This is a genomic window from Yoonia sp. KMU-150 (assembly GCF_056858355.1).
Genome location: NZ_JBXEQF010000001.1, coordinates 232,981 through 249,336, shown reverse-complemented (window position 1 = coordinate 249,336; position 16,356 = coordinate 232,981). Strand labels below are relative to the sequence as shown.

The following is a 16,356-nucleotide window of genomic DNA, read 5'->3' as shown; positions in this document are numbered from 1 at the left end:
CATTTGCCACGATAGCCGCACAGGAAAAAGCCCGGCGTATTTCAATGCGCCGGGCCCTGGTCTTTTCTGTCATTCCGCCGGGATCGCGGCGTCCTCCACACTCAGCGGATGCGGCAGATGAACCAGCATCTCCTTCGGGCAGACCTGCAGGAAGTTGTTCTTTTCCTGCTCCCAATGCTGCAGAATATCCGCGGCTTTGCGGCTGCCGGTCTCCTTTGCATGGGCGCTGATCAAGCCGTGCAGCTGGTCTTCCCAGTGATCGACCGTCACCGCGCAGGTCACCAGCGTTTCCATGTTGATCAGCGGCGCGGATTCACCATCGGGATCATACAGATACGCCATCCCGCCGGTCATCCCCGCGCCAAAGTTCGCACCGACCGACCCAAGGATCACGGCGACACCGCCGGTCATGTATTCACACCCGTTGGTGCCGCAGCCCTCGATCACGACCGACGCGCCGGAGTTGCGCACCGCAAACCGCTCGCCCGCACGCCCGGCGGCAAACAACCGACCAGCAGTCGCACCATAGAGCACCGTATTCCCGATGATGGTGTTCTCCGAAGCGACAAGCGGCGAGGCCATCTGCGGCCGGATCACGATGGTGCCTCCCGACAGGCCCTTGCCGACATAGTCGTTGGCGTCGCCGCTGACTTCCAGCTTCAACCCCGGTGCCGCAAAGGCCCCCAGCGATTGCCCGGCAGACCCGCGCAGCTTTACCGTGAGGTGATCCGGTTGCAGGTCGTTACGCATCCCGAAACGCTCGACGATATGGCTCGACGTGCGTGTCCCGATAGTGCGCAGCGTATTCTGCACCGCATATTCCAGCTGCATCTTCTCGCCGTCTTTCAGGAACCGTTCCGCGTCCTGCACGATCTGCGCATCCAGCGTATCGGGCACCGCATTGCGGGGCTTGTTACGGTCGTAACGAATCTGCGCGGCTCCATCGACGGTGATCAGCAGCGGGTTCAGGTCGAGATCGTCCAGATGTGCCGACCCGCGCGACACCTGCGCCAGCAGGTCGGCACGCCCGATCACGTCGTCCAGCGACCGCGCGCCGATCTCCGCAAGAATCTCGCGCACTTCGCTGGCGTAGAAGGTGATCAGGTTCACCACCTTGTCCGCATTGCCTGTGAACTTGCGGCGCAGGTCGTCGTCCTGCGTGCAGACCCCCACCGGGCAGGTGTTCGATTGGCACTGCCGCACCATGATGCAGCCCATCGCGATCAGGGCGGCGGTGCCGATGCCGTATTCCTCGGCCCCCATCATCGCGGCCATCACGATGTCGCGCCCGGTGCGCAGGCCACCATCCGTGCGCAGCGTCACGCGCTCGCGCAGGTTGTTCATCGCCAGCACCTGATGCGCTTCGGTCAGGCCCATCTCCCATGGCAGGCCGGCATATTTGATCGACGTGCCGGGTGATGCACCGGTGCCGCCATTGTGACCCGAAATCAGGATGATATCCGCCTTGGCCTTGGCGACACCGGCGGCAATTGTGCCCACGCCTGAGGACGCCACCAGTTTCACCGTGACCTTGCAGCGCGGGTTGATCTGCTTGAGGTCGTAGATCAGCTGCGCCAGATCCTCGATGGAGTAGATATCGTGGTGCGGAGGTGGCGAGATCAGCGTCACACCCTTGGTCGAATGGCGCAGCTTGGCGATCAGGTCGGTGACTTTCATGCCGGGCAACTGACCGCCCTCGCCGGGCTTGGCCCCTTGCGCGACCTTGATCTCCAACTCCTCGCAGGCCAGCAGGTATTCCGCCGTGACGCCAAAGCGCCCGGATGCCACCTGCTTGATCTTCGCACTCGCGTTGTCACCATTGGGCTCCGGCGTGAAATCGTCCGGGCTTTCGCCGCCCTCGCCGCTGTCCGACTTGGCGCCAATCCGGTTCATCGCGATGGACAGCGTGCGATGCGCCTCGGGCGATAGTGCGCCCAGCGACATGCCCGGCGTCACGAACCGCTTGCGGATCGACGTGATGCTTTCGACCTCCTCTATGGGAACCGGCTTGCCCATTGGCTTGATCGCCAGCAGATCGCGCAGGTGGATCGGCGGGTTGGATTGCATCGCCTTGGAATACTGCTGCCACAGGGCATAGGACGACCGCGTGCAGGCGGCCTGCAACATGTGCATGGTCTGCGCTTCCCAGGCGTGTTTCTCGCCCGACCGACGCGCCTTGTAGAACCCGCCGATAGGCAGAATGTCCTGCCCCCGCTTCCAGCCCATCGCATGGATTTCCTCCAGCTTGCTTTGCAAGCCGATCATCCCGATCCCGGAAATCCGCGACTGCATGCCGGGGAAATACTCCGCGCACATCGCCCGGCCCAGGCCCACAGCCTCGAAGTTCAGACCGCCACGATAGGACGACAGCACCGAGATCCCCATCTTCGACATGATCTTCAGCAGGCCCGCGTCGATGGCCGCGCGATAGCGGCGCATGGCATCCGTCAGGCTGCCGTCGATCAGGCCACGGTTCAGCCGGTCGGCAATGCTGTCCTGCGCCAGATAGGCGTTCACCGTCGTGGCACCACAGCCGATCAGCACGGCGAAATAATGCGGGTCGATACATTCGGCCGACCGCACGTTCAGCGAACAGAAGGTCCGCAGCCCCTTGCGCGTCAGCCCGCTATGGACCGCACTGGTCGCCAGGATCATCGGCATCGGGATCTTATCCGCATCCTGATGCTGGTCCGTCAGTACAAGGTGCCCGGCACCCGACCGCACCGCATCTTCCGCTTCCGACCTGATCCGCTCCAGCGCTGCGCGCAGCGCATCCGGTCCGGTCACAAAGGTGCAGTCGATGAACGCCACGCTTTCACCGAAATGCGCGACCATGCGGTCAAACTCCGCGTTCCCTACGAACGGGCTTTCCAGCATCAGGATTTCGGTCTGGCTGCCGCTTTCGTCCAGCACGTTCTTGAGGTTCCCGAACCGCGTCTTGAGCGACATCACCCGGCTTTCACGCAGGCTGTCGATCGGCGGGTTCGTCACTTGCGAAAAGTTCTGCCGGAAATAGTGCGACAATGGCCGATAGGTCTTGGACAGGACCGCACTCGGCGTGTCGTCGCCCATCGACGCGATCATCTCCTTGCCGTCCTCGGCCATCGGGGCCAGCACGCTTTCCAGCTCCTCGATGGAATAGCCCGCCGCAACCTGCCGCTTGCGCAGATCGCCGCCGTCGAACAGCGCCGTTTCCGGCACGTCGCGCAGCATCTCGTTCAGGTTCACGACCTTCTCGATCCAGTCACCGAACGGCTGCGATGCGGCCAGCTTGTCCTTGATCTCGGTATCGCGGAACAGCGTGCCTTCGTTCATGTCCACGGCGATCATCTGGCCCGGACCCAGCGCGCCCTTTTCCACCACAGTCGCCTCGTCAACGGTCACCATGCCCACCTCGGACCCGGCGATCAGCATACCGTCGCCGGTCACGACATAGCGCATCGGGCGCAGCCCGTTCCGGTCCAGCCCGCCGCAGACCCAGCGGCCATCCGTCATCGCCAGCGCGGCCGGGCCGTCCCACGGCTCCATGACGGAGTTGCAGTAGCCGTACATATTCACCCAGGCCTCGGGCATCTCCACCGCCTGTTGCGACCATGCTTCAGGCACCATCATCGTCTTGGCCATCGGCGCGTTGCGGCCTGCGCGCACCAGCACCTCGAACACCGAATCCAGCGCGCCGGAATCCGACGATCCGGCCGGAATGATCGGTTTGATATCTTCCGCCATGTCCCCGAACGCGCCAGACGCCATGCGGATTTCGTGGCTGCGCATCCAGTTCATGTTACCCTTGAGCGTGTTGATCTCACCGTTATGCGCCAGCATACGGAACGGCTGCGCCAGCGCCCACTGCGGGAAGGTGTTGGTGGAGTATCGCTGGTGATAGATCGCGAACGCGCTCTCGAACCGTTCGTCCATCAGGTCGGGATAGAACTCCGCCACCTGCTCGGCCAGCATCATGCCCTTGTAGATGATCGACCGGCACGACAGCGAACAGAAATAGAAGCTGGCGATCCCCGCAGCCGTCACCGCTTTTTCGATCCGGCGGCGGATGATGTAGAGTTCGCGCTCGAAATCCTCCTCCCCCAGACCCTTTTCGTTGCGGATCAGGATCTGCTCGATCTCGGGCCGGGTCGCGTTGGCCTTTTCACCCAGACACGTGATGTCGACCGGCACATGCCGCCAACCGTAAATGTAATGCCCCATCCGCAGCACTTCGGCCTCGACGATGGTGCGGCAGCGTTCCTGCGCGCCGAAATCCGTGCGTGGCAAGAATACCTGCCCCACGGCAATCATCTTGTCGGGTGCAGGCTCGTGCCCCGTGCGCCGGACCTGATCGTAAAAGAAATTCACCGGAATCTGCACGTGGATACCGGCACCGTCACCGGTCTTGCCATCCGCATCGACAGCCCCCCGGTGCCAGATCGCCTTCAGCGCGGCAATCCCCTTGTCCACGACCTCGCGCGACTTGGTTCCGTCGATGGCGACCACCAGCCCCACACCGCAGGACGCATGTTCATCCTCGACCTTGTAAAGCGCGTTATCGTTCATCCATTGACGCTTGGCCTCTTCGGCGGCGACCCAGTTTTCGTCATAGGTTGTCATTGGCAAATCCTTTGGTGCACCGGCCAGCGATGGGCGGCGGCTTCAGTATTCGGAATAGGGAAAGACGGGTAGCGTGACCGTGCTGCGACCATTGATCAGCGCGGGCCGATCCTTGTCGTCGCCGGTCGTCGCTTCTCCCGCAAAGCTGTAGCTGACCGTGACGATCCCGTCCGTACAACTCAGCGACTGAACCTTGGCGACACCGTCAAAACCGGAATAGCTTTTGCCGTCGCCGAACGTCCCCCCGTCCACATCGTAGTAGATGTCGGGCTGAATAGCGGCCCAACCGCCATTGCCGCGCCGTTCAAACGTGATCAGAACCTGCAGCACATAGTCGTCGTCATGGCCGACATAATGGTCGATCTCGTATTCGCGGGCGGCGTCGCAATCGACGACGGGCGACCCGGGCACCGCCTGATAGATTTCGGTCCCGTTCCAGGCGCCATCACCTCGGCCGCCGACAAACAGCTGATCGCCGCTGTCGTTGTGAAAGGCCGTGTCGCCACCCTTCACCCGCAACTGCGCCGACCAGTCCTGCGCGGCCGCCGCCGCGGGCAGCATCAGCACGGCAGCAAAGATCGCGCGAATCATGGCGTCACCTGAAAGCTGGACATCTCGACCCCGCAGCCATGCTTGGGGTTGGCCGAAAGGAAGCCCGGCTCCCCGGGAAAGATGAATTCGACTGGTGTGCCGTTCAGATCGAAACTGTCGGTCGGCGTCGTGACGCGCGTGGTGCCCGACAGGAACATCCGCCACTCGCGGCTGATGAACTCGTTGCCCTCCGACGACCACATGACCGTGCCGTCTCCGTCATAGGCGGTGATGTTGTATTGCGTCTCGTCCAGCGTCACACCGTCGATAGTCAGCTGCCGCCCGGTCAGGCTGTCCTGCCCGACATAGCGCGACGGACCGATCTCGTCGGACTCGGTGGTGAAATCATAGGTATCCACGCCGAACTCGATCAATTCGCTGATCGACGCTTCGTCCGGGTTGCCCTCGCGCAACCGCTCCGAATGGTTCGAGAAGACATGGAAGCTGTTCATCCAGCGCGCCTCGTCATCGACCGTGCCCAGATAGGTCATGCCGTTCTGGTCGAGGCTTGCGCGGCTCTTGTGACCTGTCGGATCGCCCTCGCAGGTGAAGTGGTGATCGACCGAACAGTCGGCGCTCTGGATTGTCAGGTAAGCCTCGCAACCTGCGGGCAGGCTGAAGGTTTCGGGCGTCGACTGCGCTGTCGCGGGACCTGCGGCGATCACGCCGCCCGTCAAAAAGGTCAGCGTCGCTGCCATGACGTGTGTTTTTGCGGTGCACGTCCGGTGCACGCGCGGTGCACGCATTGTGTCAGTCTTTATTTCGGTCATATCCACTCACTCCGCTGCAACTGTTTGGGCCTGCGACAGATAGCCCAGAATGGCCTGCGCAGCCTCGCGTCCATCCTTGATCGCCCAGACGACCAGCGACGCGCCGCGCACGATGTCGCCCGCCGCATAAACGCCCGGCAGGTTGGTTTCGCCGGTGTTGAACTGCGCCTTGATCGTGCCCCAGCGGGTCACTTCCAACGCCGGTTCACCCCAGAGCGTCGGCAGGTCCTCCGGCTCGAATCCCAGCGCCTTGATCACCAGATCGGCCCCTTCGACGTAGTCGGACCCCTCGATCAGTTCCGGCATCTGGCGGCCCGTCGCGTCGGGCGCACCCAGCCGCATTTTCTGCACCTTCACACCGCTGACGGCCTCGCCCTCGAATCCGTGTGGTGCAGACAGCCAGACGAACTCCACGCCTTCTTCCTCGGCGTTCTGAACCTCGCGCTGCGATCCCGGCATGTTGGCACGGTCACGACGATAAAGGCACTTCACGCTTTCCGCACCCTGCCGGATCGCGGTGCGCACACAGTCCATTGCCGTGTCACCGCCGCCGATCACGACGACCCGCTTGCCTGCCGCGTTCAACTCACCGCTTTCGAATTCCTCGACCACGTCGCCAAAGCTCTTGCGGTTGCTCGCCGTCAGGTAATCAATCGCCCGCACGATCCCCTCTGCCTCGCCACCCGGCGCGACAAGGTCCCTTGTTTTATAGACGCCGGTGGCAATCAGCACAGCGTCGTGCTTGCCCCGGATCGCATCGAAGGAAAGGTCTTCGCCCACGTTGCAATTCAGCACGAACTCGACACCGCCATCTTCAAGCTGCGCCATGCGCTGCATGACGACATCCTTCTCCAGTTTGAAACCGGGGATACCATAGGTCAGCAGCCCGCCGCCGCGGTCGTAACGGTCATAGACCGTGACCTGCACGCCATCACGGCGCAGCATATCCGCCGCCGCCAAACCACCGGGGCCAGCGCCGATGATGCCGACGCTCTCGGCGCGTTCGGTGTGCGGACGGATCGGTTTCACCCAGCCTTCTTCGAACGCGGTATCGGTGATATATTTCTCCACCGACCCGATAGTCACCGTGCCGTGGCCGGACTGCTCGATCACGCAGTTACCCTCGCACAGGCGGTCCTGCGGGCAGATGCGGCCACAAATTTCGGGAAAGGTATTGGTCGCCTGACTGATCTCATAAGCCTCTTCAAGCCGCCCCTCGGCAGTCAGCCGCAACCAGTCGGGAATATTGTTGTGCAGCGGGCAATGCGTCTGGCAATAGGGGACGCCGCATTGACTGCACCGGCTGGCCTGCTCTGCCGCCTTGTCGCGTGCGTACTCGGCATAAATCTCGTGGAAATCCTGATTGCGTAAATTGGGCGCACGCTTCTCCGGCATGTCCCGCTCCACCTTCGTGAATTTCAGCATTTTCTGCCCGGCCATCCGCCCGCCCTCCATTAACCACTCAAGCCGCCTTTTATCGCCAGCCCAGGATAATGAAAAGTCAGTGATACTGACATAATATACAGATTTCTGCACGCACGATACTCAAGTGTGTGCAAATTTTGCAAATAATAGGTCCGATATTATACCTATCTATCCGCTTCCCCCTATGTTGAAGGGCTTTATGGTGCCGGAAGCGAATCAATCAGGCAGGCCATGACAACTTTCAATCTCCTTCTCATCGCATTGATTCAAGGCATCACCGAGTTTCTTCCGGTCAGTTCGTCAGGCCATCTGATCCTTTTGCCCTCCCTGACCGGGCTCGCCGATCAGGGGCAGGTCATCGACGTCGCCGCGCACATGGGAACGCTCTGTGCGGTAATCCTGTATTTCTGGGCCGATGTGCGGCTGGCGCTGGGCGGAACGCTGCGCCTGCTGCGCGGCAAGGTCGACACCAAGGGCGCGTTCCTCGCGTTTTGCCTGCTTGTCGCGACGATCCCGGTCATCCTGTTCGGCCTGATGCTGAAACTCACCGGGCTGGACGATGCCATGCGGGGGATCGCCGTCATCGGATGGACCATGCTGATCTTCGGGGTTGTCCTCTATTGGGCCGATCAAAAAGGCCCCGTCACACGCGACGCCGACGACTGGACGTTGAAGCACGCAACGATCATGGGCCTGTGGCAGTGTCTCGCGCTGATTCCCGGCACGTCGCGGTCGGGCATCACCATCACTGGCGCACGGTTTCTTGGCTACAACCGGGGAGATGCAGCGCGACTGTCGATGCTGATGTCGATCCCGACGATCATCGCCTCGGCCGCACTTCTGTCGCTCGACGTGATCGGCACGCCGGATGTTCTGGGCGATATCGCGATTGTCGCGGTAATGTCGTTCGTCGCCGCACTGCTGGCGCTGACCCTGATGATGCGCCTGCTGCAATCGGTCAGCTATACGCCCTACGTCATTTACCGTGTGGTGCTGGGCCTGTTTCTACTGACGATCGCCTATACCTAGGATTGCAGGTTCTTCGCCGATTCCTTGATCGCGGCGTATTGCCCCGAAGGGCGGAAACGCCACAGATAATCTGGTAGAACAGCCTCCATCGCCGTCGGCTTGATGCCCAGCGCATCGAAGCCCTTGGCCGTCTCCGAAACGACGTTGTCGACCTGCAGGTTCAGGATCTGGTCCTTGGTAACAGGCGCCTTGAACAGCCCGCCGGTCAGGAACTGGGCAAACCCCATCAGCGACGCCATGATCCGCGCTGCAAAATTCGGAATATTCACGATCAGTCGCCTGCGCCGAATGGTCTCCAGCATCTGTTGCATCAGCTCGCGAAAGCTGTGCACATCCGGGCCGCCCAGCTCGAACGTGCCACCGGTGCCCTTGGTCACGCCGATTTCCGCCGCCGCCGCGACATCGTCCACATAGACCGGCTGGAACCGGGTTTCCGCACCGATGACCGGCAGCACAGGCCCAAAACGCGACATCCCGGCGAAACGGTTAAAGAACTCGTCCTCCGGGCCGAAAATCACCGATGGGCGCAGGATCATCGCCTGCGGCATGTGCTCCAGCACGCCAGCCTCGCCCGCAGCCTTGGACTGCGCATATGCGCTCTCGGCCTCGGCATCCGCGCCGATGGCGGAAATCTGCACCATCCGGGTGATACCCTGCGCCGCGGCAAGGCGCGCGACGCGTTCCGCACCTTCGGCCTGCACCGCGTCAAAGGTGTTTTTGCCGACCTCCGCGAGCACGCCGACACAGTTCACCACCGCATCCGCCCCCTGCAAGACAGCTGCGACAGAGGCATCGTCGCGTATGTTGCAGAACACGGGTTCCACCTGTCCGACATTGCCGTAGGGGCGCACGAACATCGCCTCGTTGGGGTTACGCACGGCCACCCGGATACGCCAGCCCGCCTTGGCCAACCGCCGCGCGATATAACGCCCGACGAAACCGGACCCGCCGAAAATGGTGACAAGCTGGGACATGGCAACCCTCATCAGAAATCTGGCTCTTGGTGTATCCGCCTCCCCCGTTGCGAACAAGGCGAAATGCATTCGGCTGCTTTCGCCTTCGCCGCGTCGCGCCACTCTGAATTTCCGCATTCCGGGCCGGTTGCAGATTCATACCGTAACGCGCCGGAATCGCATTGACACGCCCCGCACGTCTCTCTAAATCGCCCGTTACGTGACCTGCCCAGGTGGCGGAATTGGTAGACGCGCCAGCTTCAGGTGCTGGTGTCTGTATGGACGTGGAGGTTCGAGTCCTCTCCTGGGCACCATTTCCCGAAAATGTCATATTTTGACCCGACGGTTCGCCTGTTGATTGGTAGCAGCGATCCCCCGTGCCTTGCGCGACGCCGGGCGCTGCCTAGTCGAGCCCCAGCGCCTTGATATCTTTTTCAAACGTTTCCAGCGCCGTCTGGTCGACAGGACGACCGGTGAAACCCTCGACGTAGGGACCCACGCGCGAAAGGCGCAGGTCTATCGGTTCGCGCACACGCAGCGCATAGTAGCCAAGCTGCATGAAATACAGGATGCGCGCACGCGCGTCCGCGCTTGCCGCGTCGTATCCGTGTGCGGCAAAAAACGCGGTCACCGCGGCGATCCTGTCGGCGTCGGCCGCATCGACGGCGGCACGAACAGCATCATCCCGGCGCGCCCATTCCCGCACCGCGAAATCAAGACCGCGATCAAAGCGTGCGGGATCGACGAAGCACCGGAAAAAGTTGCAGACCGCGTCTGTGATCCCGGTAGCGGGCAGCCTGCAGTGCCGGATGATCTGTACGGTATTGCGAGCCTCCCAAACGGAGAGCAATGCCGCAAGAAGGTCGGCGCGGTCGGTGAAATACCAGTAAAAGCTGGAGCGGGATACCTCCATCCGGGCCGCCAGGCTCATGATCTTGACCTCACCCACACCTTCGGTCACCAGCACATCGCGCGCAACGTTCAGCCAGTCCTGTCGGGTTACCTTGACGTGACCGGCCAACGGGTCCTTCCCGGGGTCGTCGCGATGCAGCACGGGCTTGTTATGGTGCGACATGGATCAGCTTTCGGGCGCGGCACCACCGGCGGCGGTGCGCCGTGCGATGAAGCGATCCAGCGCCTCGCGCCGGTCGCCGTCGACGACAGGGTCGTTCGGGGCTGCAAGGATATCTTTCCACACCGCCGTAGCACGGCGCGTCGCATCCTGCGCGCCGCGCTCGCGCCAGGTGCCGAAGTTGGCGTAGTCGTGGACGATCGGGGCATAGAATTCAGTGTCGTAGCGGGCCATCGTCTGTGGCGCGGCAAAGAAATGGCCGCTCGGGTCGACATGGGTCAGCGCCGTCTCGAACCCGATTTCGTCCGGCCCCGCCTGCGCACCGGCGCAAAGCTCCGCAATCATGTTGAGTACCTCGACGTCTGTCACGATCTTTTCGTAGGATACGCTCAACCCGCCTTCGAGCCAGCCTGCGGCGTGGATGATCACCGTCGCACCCGCCATCAGGCAGCCCCACAATCCCATCTGGTTTTCGTTGGCCGCCTGAACGTCGTTGAGGTTCGACGCCGATCCCGCTGCCGAGCGCCATGGCAGGCCGGTCAGTCGCGCCAGTTGCCCGGCAGCGAGCGAGGCCTGAAAATGCGCGGGGGTGCCAAAGGCAGGCGCGCCGGATTTCATATCCACGTTACTGGTGAACGTGCCATAGCAGACCGGCGCGCCGGGTCTGACAAGCTGGGTCAACGTGATCGCGGCCAATGCCTCTGCATGGCTGAGTGTGACCGCTCCGGCGACTGTAATCGGGGCCATCGCCCCCATCAGCGTAAACGGCGTGACGATGGACATCTGTCCGTTGCGGGCGAAATCGATCAGCCCCTGCGCCATCGGGATGTCGAGCGTGCGCGGGCTGTTGGTGTTGATGATCGTGTAGCAATAGGGGTTCGCAGCGAACTCTGCATCCGAAACGCCGCGAAAGTCGCGCAGCATCTCGAAACAATCCATCGCCTGCGGTGTGCCCCGCGCGAACACGAAAGGAAACTTGTCGCTCAGGGTCAGTTGCGTCTGCGTCGTGAAATAGTGGCGCAGATGCACCGGCACGTCCTGCGGTTCGACCGAGGGGGACAGCATCTGCAGCACGTCGAAATGCTGGTTCAGGCGGGTATAGTCCTCATAATCGCGTGCCGATCCAGGGCGGCGGCCCCGCTCCAGATCGGTGGCGTGCGGCGCGCCCGCACCGGGTTGGAACAGCAATCGCCCCTGTTCAAGAACGATGTCGCGGGCGCGGGCACCCGCCCTCCCGTCAATCTGCTTCGGCGCGGTGGCGAGTGCCGCTTCGACCAAGTCCGCCCCGATATGAACCATCTGATCCTTGACGTTGGCCCCCGCCTTGCGAAACACCTCCACCGCTTCCGGCAGCAAGACCCTGATGCCAAGCTCTTCCAGCGTGCGCAGCGCCGTCGCGTGCATGTCGGCGATCTGATCGGCCGAAAAGACCGCCATCGGCGGAAACGGATTACGAAGGTTGTGATAGTCGACCTGCCGCGTAACAGGGGCGGCGGTCGCCCGCGCGCGTCCGCGTCGTTTCCGAGGGCGCGCGGATGGGTCAGCGTTGTCCATGGATCATCCGCGCATCGCTTGACCGGCAGGATCATAAGGCGACGGGGCGATGACCGTCGCCGTCCGCGACATGCCGACAATGTGCACGTCGAGCCGCTGCCCTTCGGCACAGTGATCGGCGTTCACCATCGCCATGGCGAGTGATTTGCCCACCGTGTGTCCATAGCCGCCGGAGGTCACGAAGCCGACCAGTTTGCCATCCGACCAGACAGGCTCGAACCCTGTGGCGTCGGCATCCTCCGCGTCGATCTCGAGTGTCACGACCCGACGCGCCGGGCCGTTTCCATCACGTTCGGCCAGCGCAGCGGTCTTGCCGACAAAGTCTTTCGACCAGTCGATCCAACGATCCATGCCGGTTTCGCCCGGCGTATAGCCTTGGGTGAATTCGGCGGACCAGATACCGAAACTCTTTTCCAGTCGCAGGCTGAGCAGCGCATTGAAGCCGATTTCGCAGATGCCATGATCGGCACCGGCCGCCAGCAACGCCCGGCGCAACCCCGCGTGTTCGTTCGCACCGCAATGGATTTCGTAGCCCAGCTCACCGGCCACCGATAGCCGCCCCACCCTGGCGCGGATCAGGCCGATATCGAAGGTGCCGCAGCCCATGAAGGGCAAATCACCGATGGGTCCCTCCGTCAGCTTTTCGAGCACCCTCAGGCTGTTCGGCCCGGACAGCGAAAACCCGGTCGTCGCATCGGCGATGTCGCGCACGGTCACGCCGTCACGCATATAGTCGGCGAACCAGCGCATGTGCCATTCACGCAAGTAGTAGCTGCCCATGATCCACCAGGTGCCGTCACCCCAGTTGAAGACCGTCAGGTCCCCTTTCATCCGGCCCTCGGGCGACAACATGGGCGCGAGTTTCGCCCGCCCCGGCTTGGGCAGCTTGCTCGCCATGATCCAATCCAGCCAAGACTCTGCCCCCGGGCCTGTCACCTCGAACCGGGAAAACCCCGTGATGTCGAGCAGGCCCACGGCGTCGCGTGTGGCCTTGCATTCCTGTGCCACGATATCGAAGGCGTTGGAGCGTTTCAGCGTCGGTGTTTCCACGAAATCGGGCGTTGGCGCGAAGTAAAGCGGCGTCTCCAGCCCGTAACTGGCCCCCCAACGGCATCCGGCGGCGGTCATGTCGGCATGTGCCGCGGCCATCCTGACCGGCCTGCCTGCGGGCAGTTGTTCGTTGGGGTAGGTCATCACGAACCGGCGGGTGTAGAACTGCCCGGTTGTTTCCTTGATGAACCGCTTGTTCTGGGCATAGTCGCCGTAGCGGGCTACATCCATGCCGAAGACATCCGCCTCCGGCTCTCCGTGGATCATCCATTCGGCCAGCGATTTGCCGACACCGCCGCCCTGCAGGAATCCCGCCATCACCGCACAGGCGCACCAGTAGCCGGGCTTGCCGCGCACGGGGCCGACCAGCGGGTTGCCGTCGGGCGAAAACGTGAACGCACCGTTGACCCAGGTCTTCACGCCGACCTCTTGCAATGCCGGATAGCGCTCGAAGCCCAAGATCAGTTCCTTCTCGATCCGGTCCGGGTCTTCCTGCTGCAACTCGAACCCGTATTCCCAAGGCGCGCCGTCGACCATCCAATGCTGGTGGTCGACCTCGTAGATACCCAGTAGAATGCCCTTCTGGTCCTGCCGCATATAGGTGAACCCTTCGAGGTCGACCGTCATCGGCACCTCGAAATCAAGCTGCTCCAGTTCGGGAATGGTGTCGGAGATCAGATAATGGTGGTTCAGCGGGGCCACCGGCAGTTCGATCCCCGCCATACGGCCCACCTGCTTGGCCCAAAGACCGGCGGCGTTGACCACATGCTCTGTCCGGATCGTCCCCTTCTCGGTCACCACGTCCCAACCGCCGTCGACCTGATGAAGTTCCAGAACGCGGTTGTGTTCGATCACCTCCGCCCCGCGCTTTTTCGCGGCCCCTGCGTAGGCATGCACTGTTCCGGTCGTGTCGATGTATCCCTCGCGATCGGCCCACATGCCGCCCAGAATCCCGTCAGTCGACATGATCGGGCATAGCTCTTTTGCTTCCTGCGGCGTGATCAGACGGCAATCGTCGATCCCGATGGATTGGAACGTGCGGTAGGCCGATTGCAGCCATTCCCATCGGTCGGGCGTACCCGCCAGTGTCATGCCACCGGTCATGTGCAGCCCGATCGACTGTCCCGATTCCTTTTCGATCTCGGACAGCAGATCGATGGTATAGGCCTGCAGGGCCGCGATATTCGGGTCGGCGTTCAGTGCGTGGATGCCACCTGCCGCGTGCCAGCTTGATCCGGCGGTCAAGATGTTGCGTTCGATCAGGCACACATCGGTCCAGCCCAGCTTGGCCAAATGATACAACACGGATGCGCCTACCACGCCTCCACCGATCACGACGACACGATAATGCGATTTCATTTGCGGTCTCCTCGCCAGCTGGGCCGGTCCTTAATCTCAACTTTCTCAAATCCTGCTTGCTCTGGACAGGTCTGTCCAGGATTTTGTGCATCGCGGTCTGCTCTCGCGCCAAGGCCATCTGGCGCGCCATCGCTGCCTTGCATAATGTGAGAGTCCGAACGAACGGACACAAAGGCGATCCTGCGATGCAGAATTCCGTCACTCTCCTTGGCACCAAGGGTGGCCCCGCGATCCGGCCCGGGTCGTCGATGCCGACGTCGAACCTGCTGTGTCTCGGCGACCAGCAGATTGTGGTCGACTGCGGCCTGGGCGTGACGCGCGGCCTCGTCGATCAGGGGATGCAGTTGAAGGATATTTCGCTGATTTTCATCAGCCACCTGCACAGCGATCATTATCTTGAACTTGGTCCACTCATCCACACCGCCTGGACCGCGGGTTTGCAGGATCGGGTTACGATCTACGGGCCGGCCGGGCTGGGCAGATATTGGGACGCCTTCCTGCTTTCGATGAAAGACGACATCGACCTGCGTATCGCGGACGAAGGGCGACCGAACTTGCCCGATATGGTGACGCTCGCAGTGATCGAGGACGGCACGGTGTTGGAGCACGACGGCCTGACCGTCAGCGCCATGCGCACCGATCACCCGCCGCTGGTCGATTGTTTTGCCCTGTCGTTCCGCACGGCAGATGTGCATGTCGTCTTTTCCGGCGATACGGCACCTATCGACCGGATGGTGGATTTCGCCAAAGGTGCCGATCTTCTGATCCACGAAGCGATGCTGGGCGATGCCCTGCCTGCGCTGATGGCGCGTGTCGGGAACGGCACCGAAAAGCTGATGCAGCATCTTTTACGGTCGCACACCTACGCCCATGACGCCGCCAGGATCGCGACGCGCGCCGGTGTAAAGGCGCTCGCCCTGTCCCACCTGCTGCCCGCAGACGACCCTGCCTTCACGCAAACGGATTGGGAGGATGCGGTCGCCGACCACTGGCAGGGCCCGCTCTATGTCGGTCACGATGGCCTGTGCATCGCGTTGCCTGGAAGTTAGGGCCGCACCCCGGTCTCTACGCAGTTAGACATTGACCGACAATCCGGTCGAACCAGTGCCATTCGGCGCGCGCCGCTGTGTTGAACGTCAGATAGACCGCACGTTCGAAGACTGGTGCTTCTCTCAGTGGGTGGAGTTGCCCATTGTCGAGTGCCGCTTGCGCAAGGCGCTGCGGGAGGTAAGCGCTCCCGCCGAACCGCAGCAGATGGTCCAGCCCGATGGTTGCGTTGCCAAAGCTGATACGGGCCGTGTCGGCATCGGCATAGGCGGCGGCGTGATCGCGCCCAAATGCATCGCCCGCCTCCACGAAAACATAGGACGGATCGAACCTGACAGGTCCGTCGGGGACGGTCGACAGCAACACGATCTTGTCAGGCTTCAGACTGACTTGCCCCTGTCTTTGAGACATCGCCGACCGGTGGGTCAGGGCCAGATCGGACTTGCCCTGATCCAGCCAGTTCGCCACGTCAGACTGACTACCAAGCCAGACCGATATCGCGATTCGGGGGCACTGCTGCAGGATCGCGTGGAAGAGGCGGTCGCCCAGACCGGGCCAGAGATCGAATTCACAGGCCATGTTGCACATGCCCGATGTGCCGTCGGGCAGGGCCGTTTCCTGCCGCGCCTGCCGCCACAGGTCGCAGATCGTGTCCGCATAGCGATGCAAACGCTGCCCGGCGGCGGTCAGTGTCACACCTGCCTTGCTGCGGTGCAAAAGGGTCTGCCCGACCTGCGCTTCAAGCGACTGCAACCGCGCCGTCACCGTTGACTGCGTCACGTTAAGAACCGCGGACGCGCGGACAAGGCTGCCGGTCTCGACAATTGCAAGGAAGGTGCGGAGTTCGGAAAGGTTCATGTCGATAGCTTCGAATATCCCGAACTTAATGTCCAATAATATCCGT

The 16,356-nt window shown here is 62.3% G+C and carries 11 protein-coding genes and 1 tRNA gene; 3 read left to right on the top strand and 9 right to left on the bottom strand.

Features of this window, described 5'->3' with window-relative positions; genetic code table 11:
- Positions 1-69 precede the first annotated feature (69 nt).
- The 4 genes from gltB to AC04PH_RS01185 all read right to left on the bottom strand — a co-directional run bounded on the left by gltB (position 70) and on the right by AC04PH_RS01185 (position 7,403).
- Positions 70-4,602 carry a glutamate synthase large subunit gene (gene gltB / locus AC04PH_RS01200; protein ID WP_483063915.1) on the bottom strand — a complete coding sequence of 1,511 codons (4,533 nt, stop codon included), beginning with the start codon at positions 4,600-4,602 and terminating at the stop codon, positions 70-72.
- A gap of 42 nt (positions 4,603-4,644) precedes the next feature.
- Positions 4,645-5,193, bottom strand: coding sequence for a hypothetical protein (locus AC04PH_RS01195; RefSeq protein WP_483063914.1), 549 nt, complete (start codon positions 5,191-5,193; stop codon positions 4,645-4,647).
- Positions 5,190-5,891 carry a hypothetical protein gene (locus AC04PH_RS01190; protein ID WP_483063913.1) on the bottom strand — a complete coding sequence of 234 codons (702 nt, stop codon included), beginning with the start codon at positions 5,889-5,891 and terminating at the stop codon, positions 5,190-5,192. Before AC04PH_RS01190 ends, AC04PH_RS01195 begins: the two co-directional genes overlap by 4 nt.
- Positions 5,892-5,969: 78 nt before the next feature.
- Positions 5,970-7,403: an NAD(P)-dependent oxidoreductase gene (locus AC04PH_RS01185; RefSeq protein ID WP_483063912.1), complete on the bottom strand. Its 1,434-nt coding sequence runs from the start codon at positions 7,401-7,403 to the stop codon at positions 5,970-5,972.
- A gap of 216 nt (positions 7,404-7,619) precedes the next feature.
- Between AC04PH_RS01185 and AC04PH_RS01180 the strand changes: the two genes are divergently transcribed.
- Positions 7,620-8,417 (top strand): undecaprenyl-diphosphate phosphatase, encoded by a 798-nt coding sequence (locus tag AC04PH_RS01180; RefSeq protein WP_483063911.1) that lies wholly within the window; start codon positions 7,620-7,622, stop codon positions 8,415-8,417.
- Here AC04PH_RS01180 and AC04PH_RS01175 read toward each other — a convergent pair.
- Entirely contained in the window at positions 8,414-9,391 is a 978-nt protein-coding gene (locus AC04PH_RS01175) for a complex I NDUFA9 subunit family protein (RefSeq protein ID WP_483063910.1), read from the bottom strand. The genes AC04PH_RS01180 and AC04PH_RS01175 overlap by 4 nt on opposite strands.
- Positions 9,392-9,597: 206 nt before the next feature.
- Here AC04PH_RS01175 and AC04PH_RS01170 point away from each other — a divergent pair.
- Positions 9,598-9,684 (top strand) — tRNA-Leu (locus AC04PH_RS01170).
- An 89-nt stretch (positions 9,685-9,773) separates the two neighbouring features.
- Here AC04PH_RS01170 and AC04PH_RS01165 read toward each other — a convergent pair.
- Genes AC04PH_RS01165 through AC04PH_RS01155 form a run of 3 tightly spaced genes read right to left on the bottom strand, consistent with a single transcriptional unit; the run spans position 9,774 to position 14,405 of the window.
- Complete coding sequence (locus AC04PH_RS01165; RefSeq protein WP_483063909.1) at positions 9,774-10,445, bottom strand: TetR/AcrR family transcriptional regulator; 672 nt, start codon at positions 10,443-10,445, stop codon at positions 9,774-9,776.
- Between the two features lie 3 nt (positions 10,446-10,448).
- Complete coding sequence (locus AC04PH_RS01160; RefSeq protein WP_483063908.1) at positions 10,449-11,996, bottom strand: trimethylamine methyltransferase family protein; 1,548 nt, start codon at positions 11,994-11,996, stop codon at positions 10,449-10,451.
- A 3-nt stretch (positions 11,997-11,999) separates the two neighbouring features.
- Entirely contained in the window at positions 12,000-14,405 is a 2,406-nt protein-coding gene (locus AC04PH_RS01155) for a GcvT family protein (protein WP_483063907.1), read from the bottom strand.
- 185 nt (positions 14,406-14,590) lie between these two features.
- Between AC04PH_RS01155 and AC04PH_RS01150 the strand changes: the two genes are divergently transcribed.
- Entirely contained in the window at positions 14,591-15,454 is an 864-nt protein-coding gene (locus AC04PH_RS01150) for an MBL fold metallo-hydrolase (protein ID WP_483063906.1), read from the top strand.
- Between the two features lie 16 nt (positions 15,455-15,470).
- Here AC04PH_RS01150 and AC04PH_RS01145 read toward each other — a convergent pair whose 3' ends face one another.
- Complete coding sequence (locus AC04PH_RS01145) at positions 15,471-16,346, bottom strand: LysR family transcriptional regulator (protein ID WP_483063905.1); 876 nt, start codon at positions 16,344-16,346, stop codon at positions 15,471-15,473.
- Positions 16,347-16,356 lie beyond the last annotated feature (10 nt).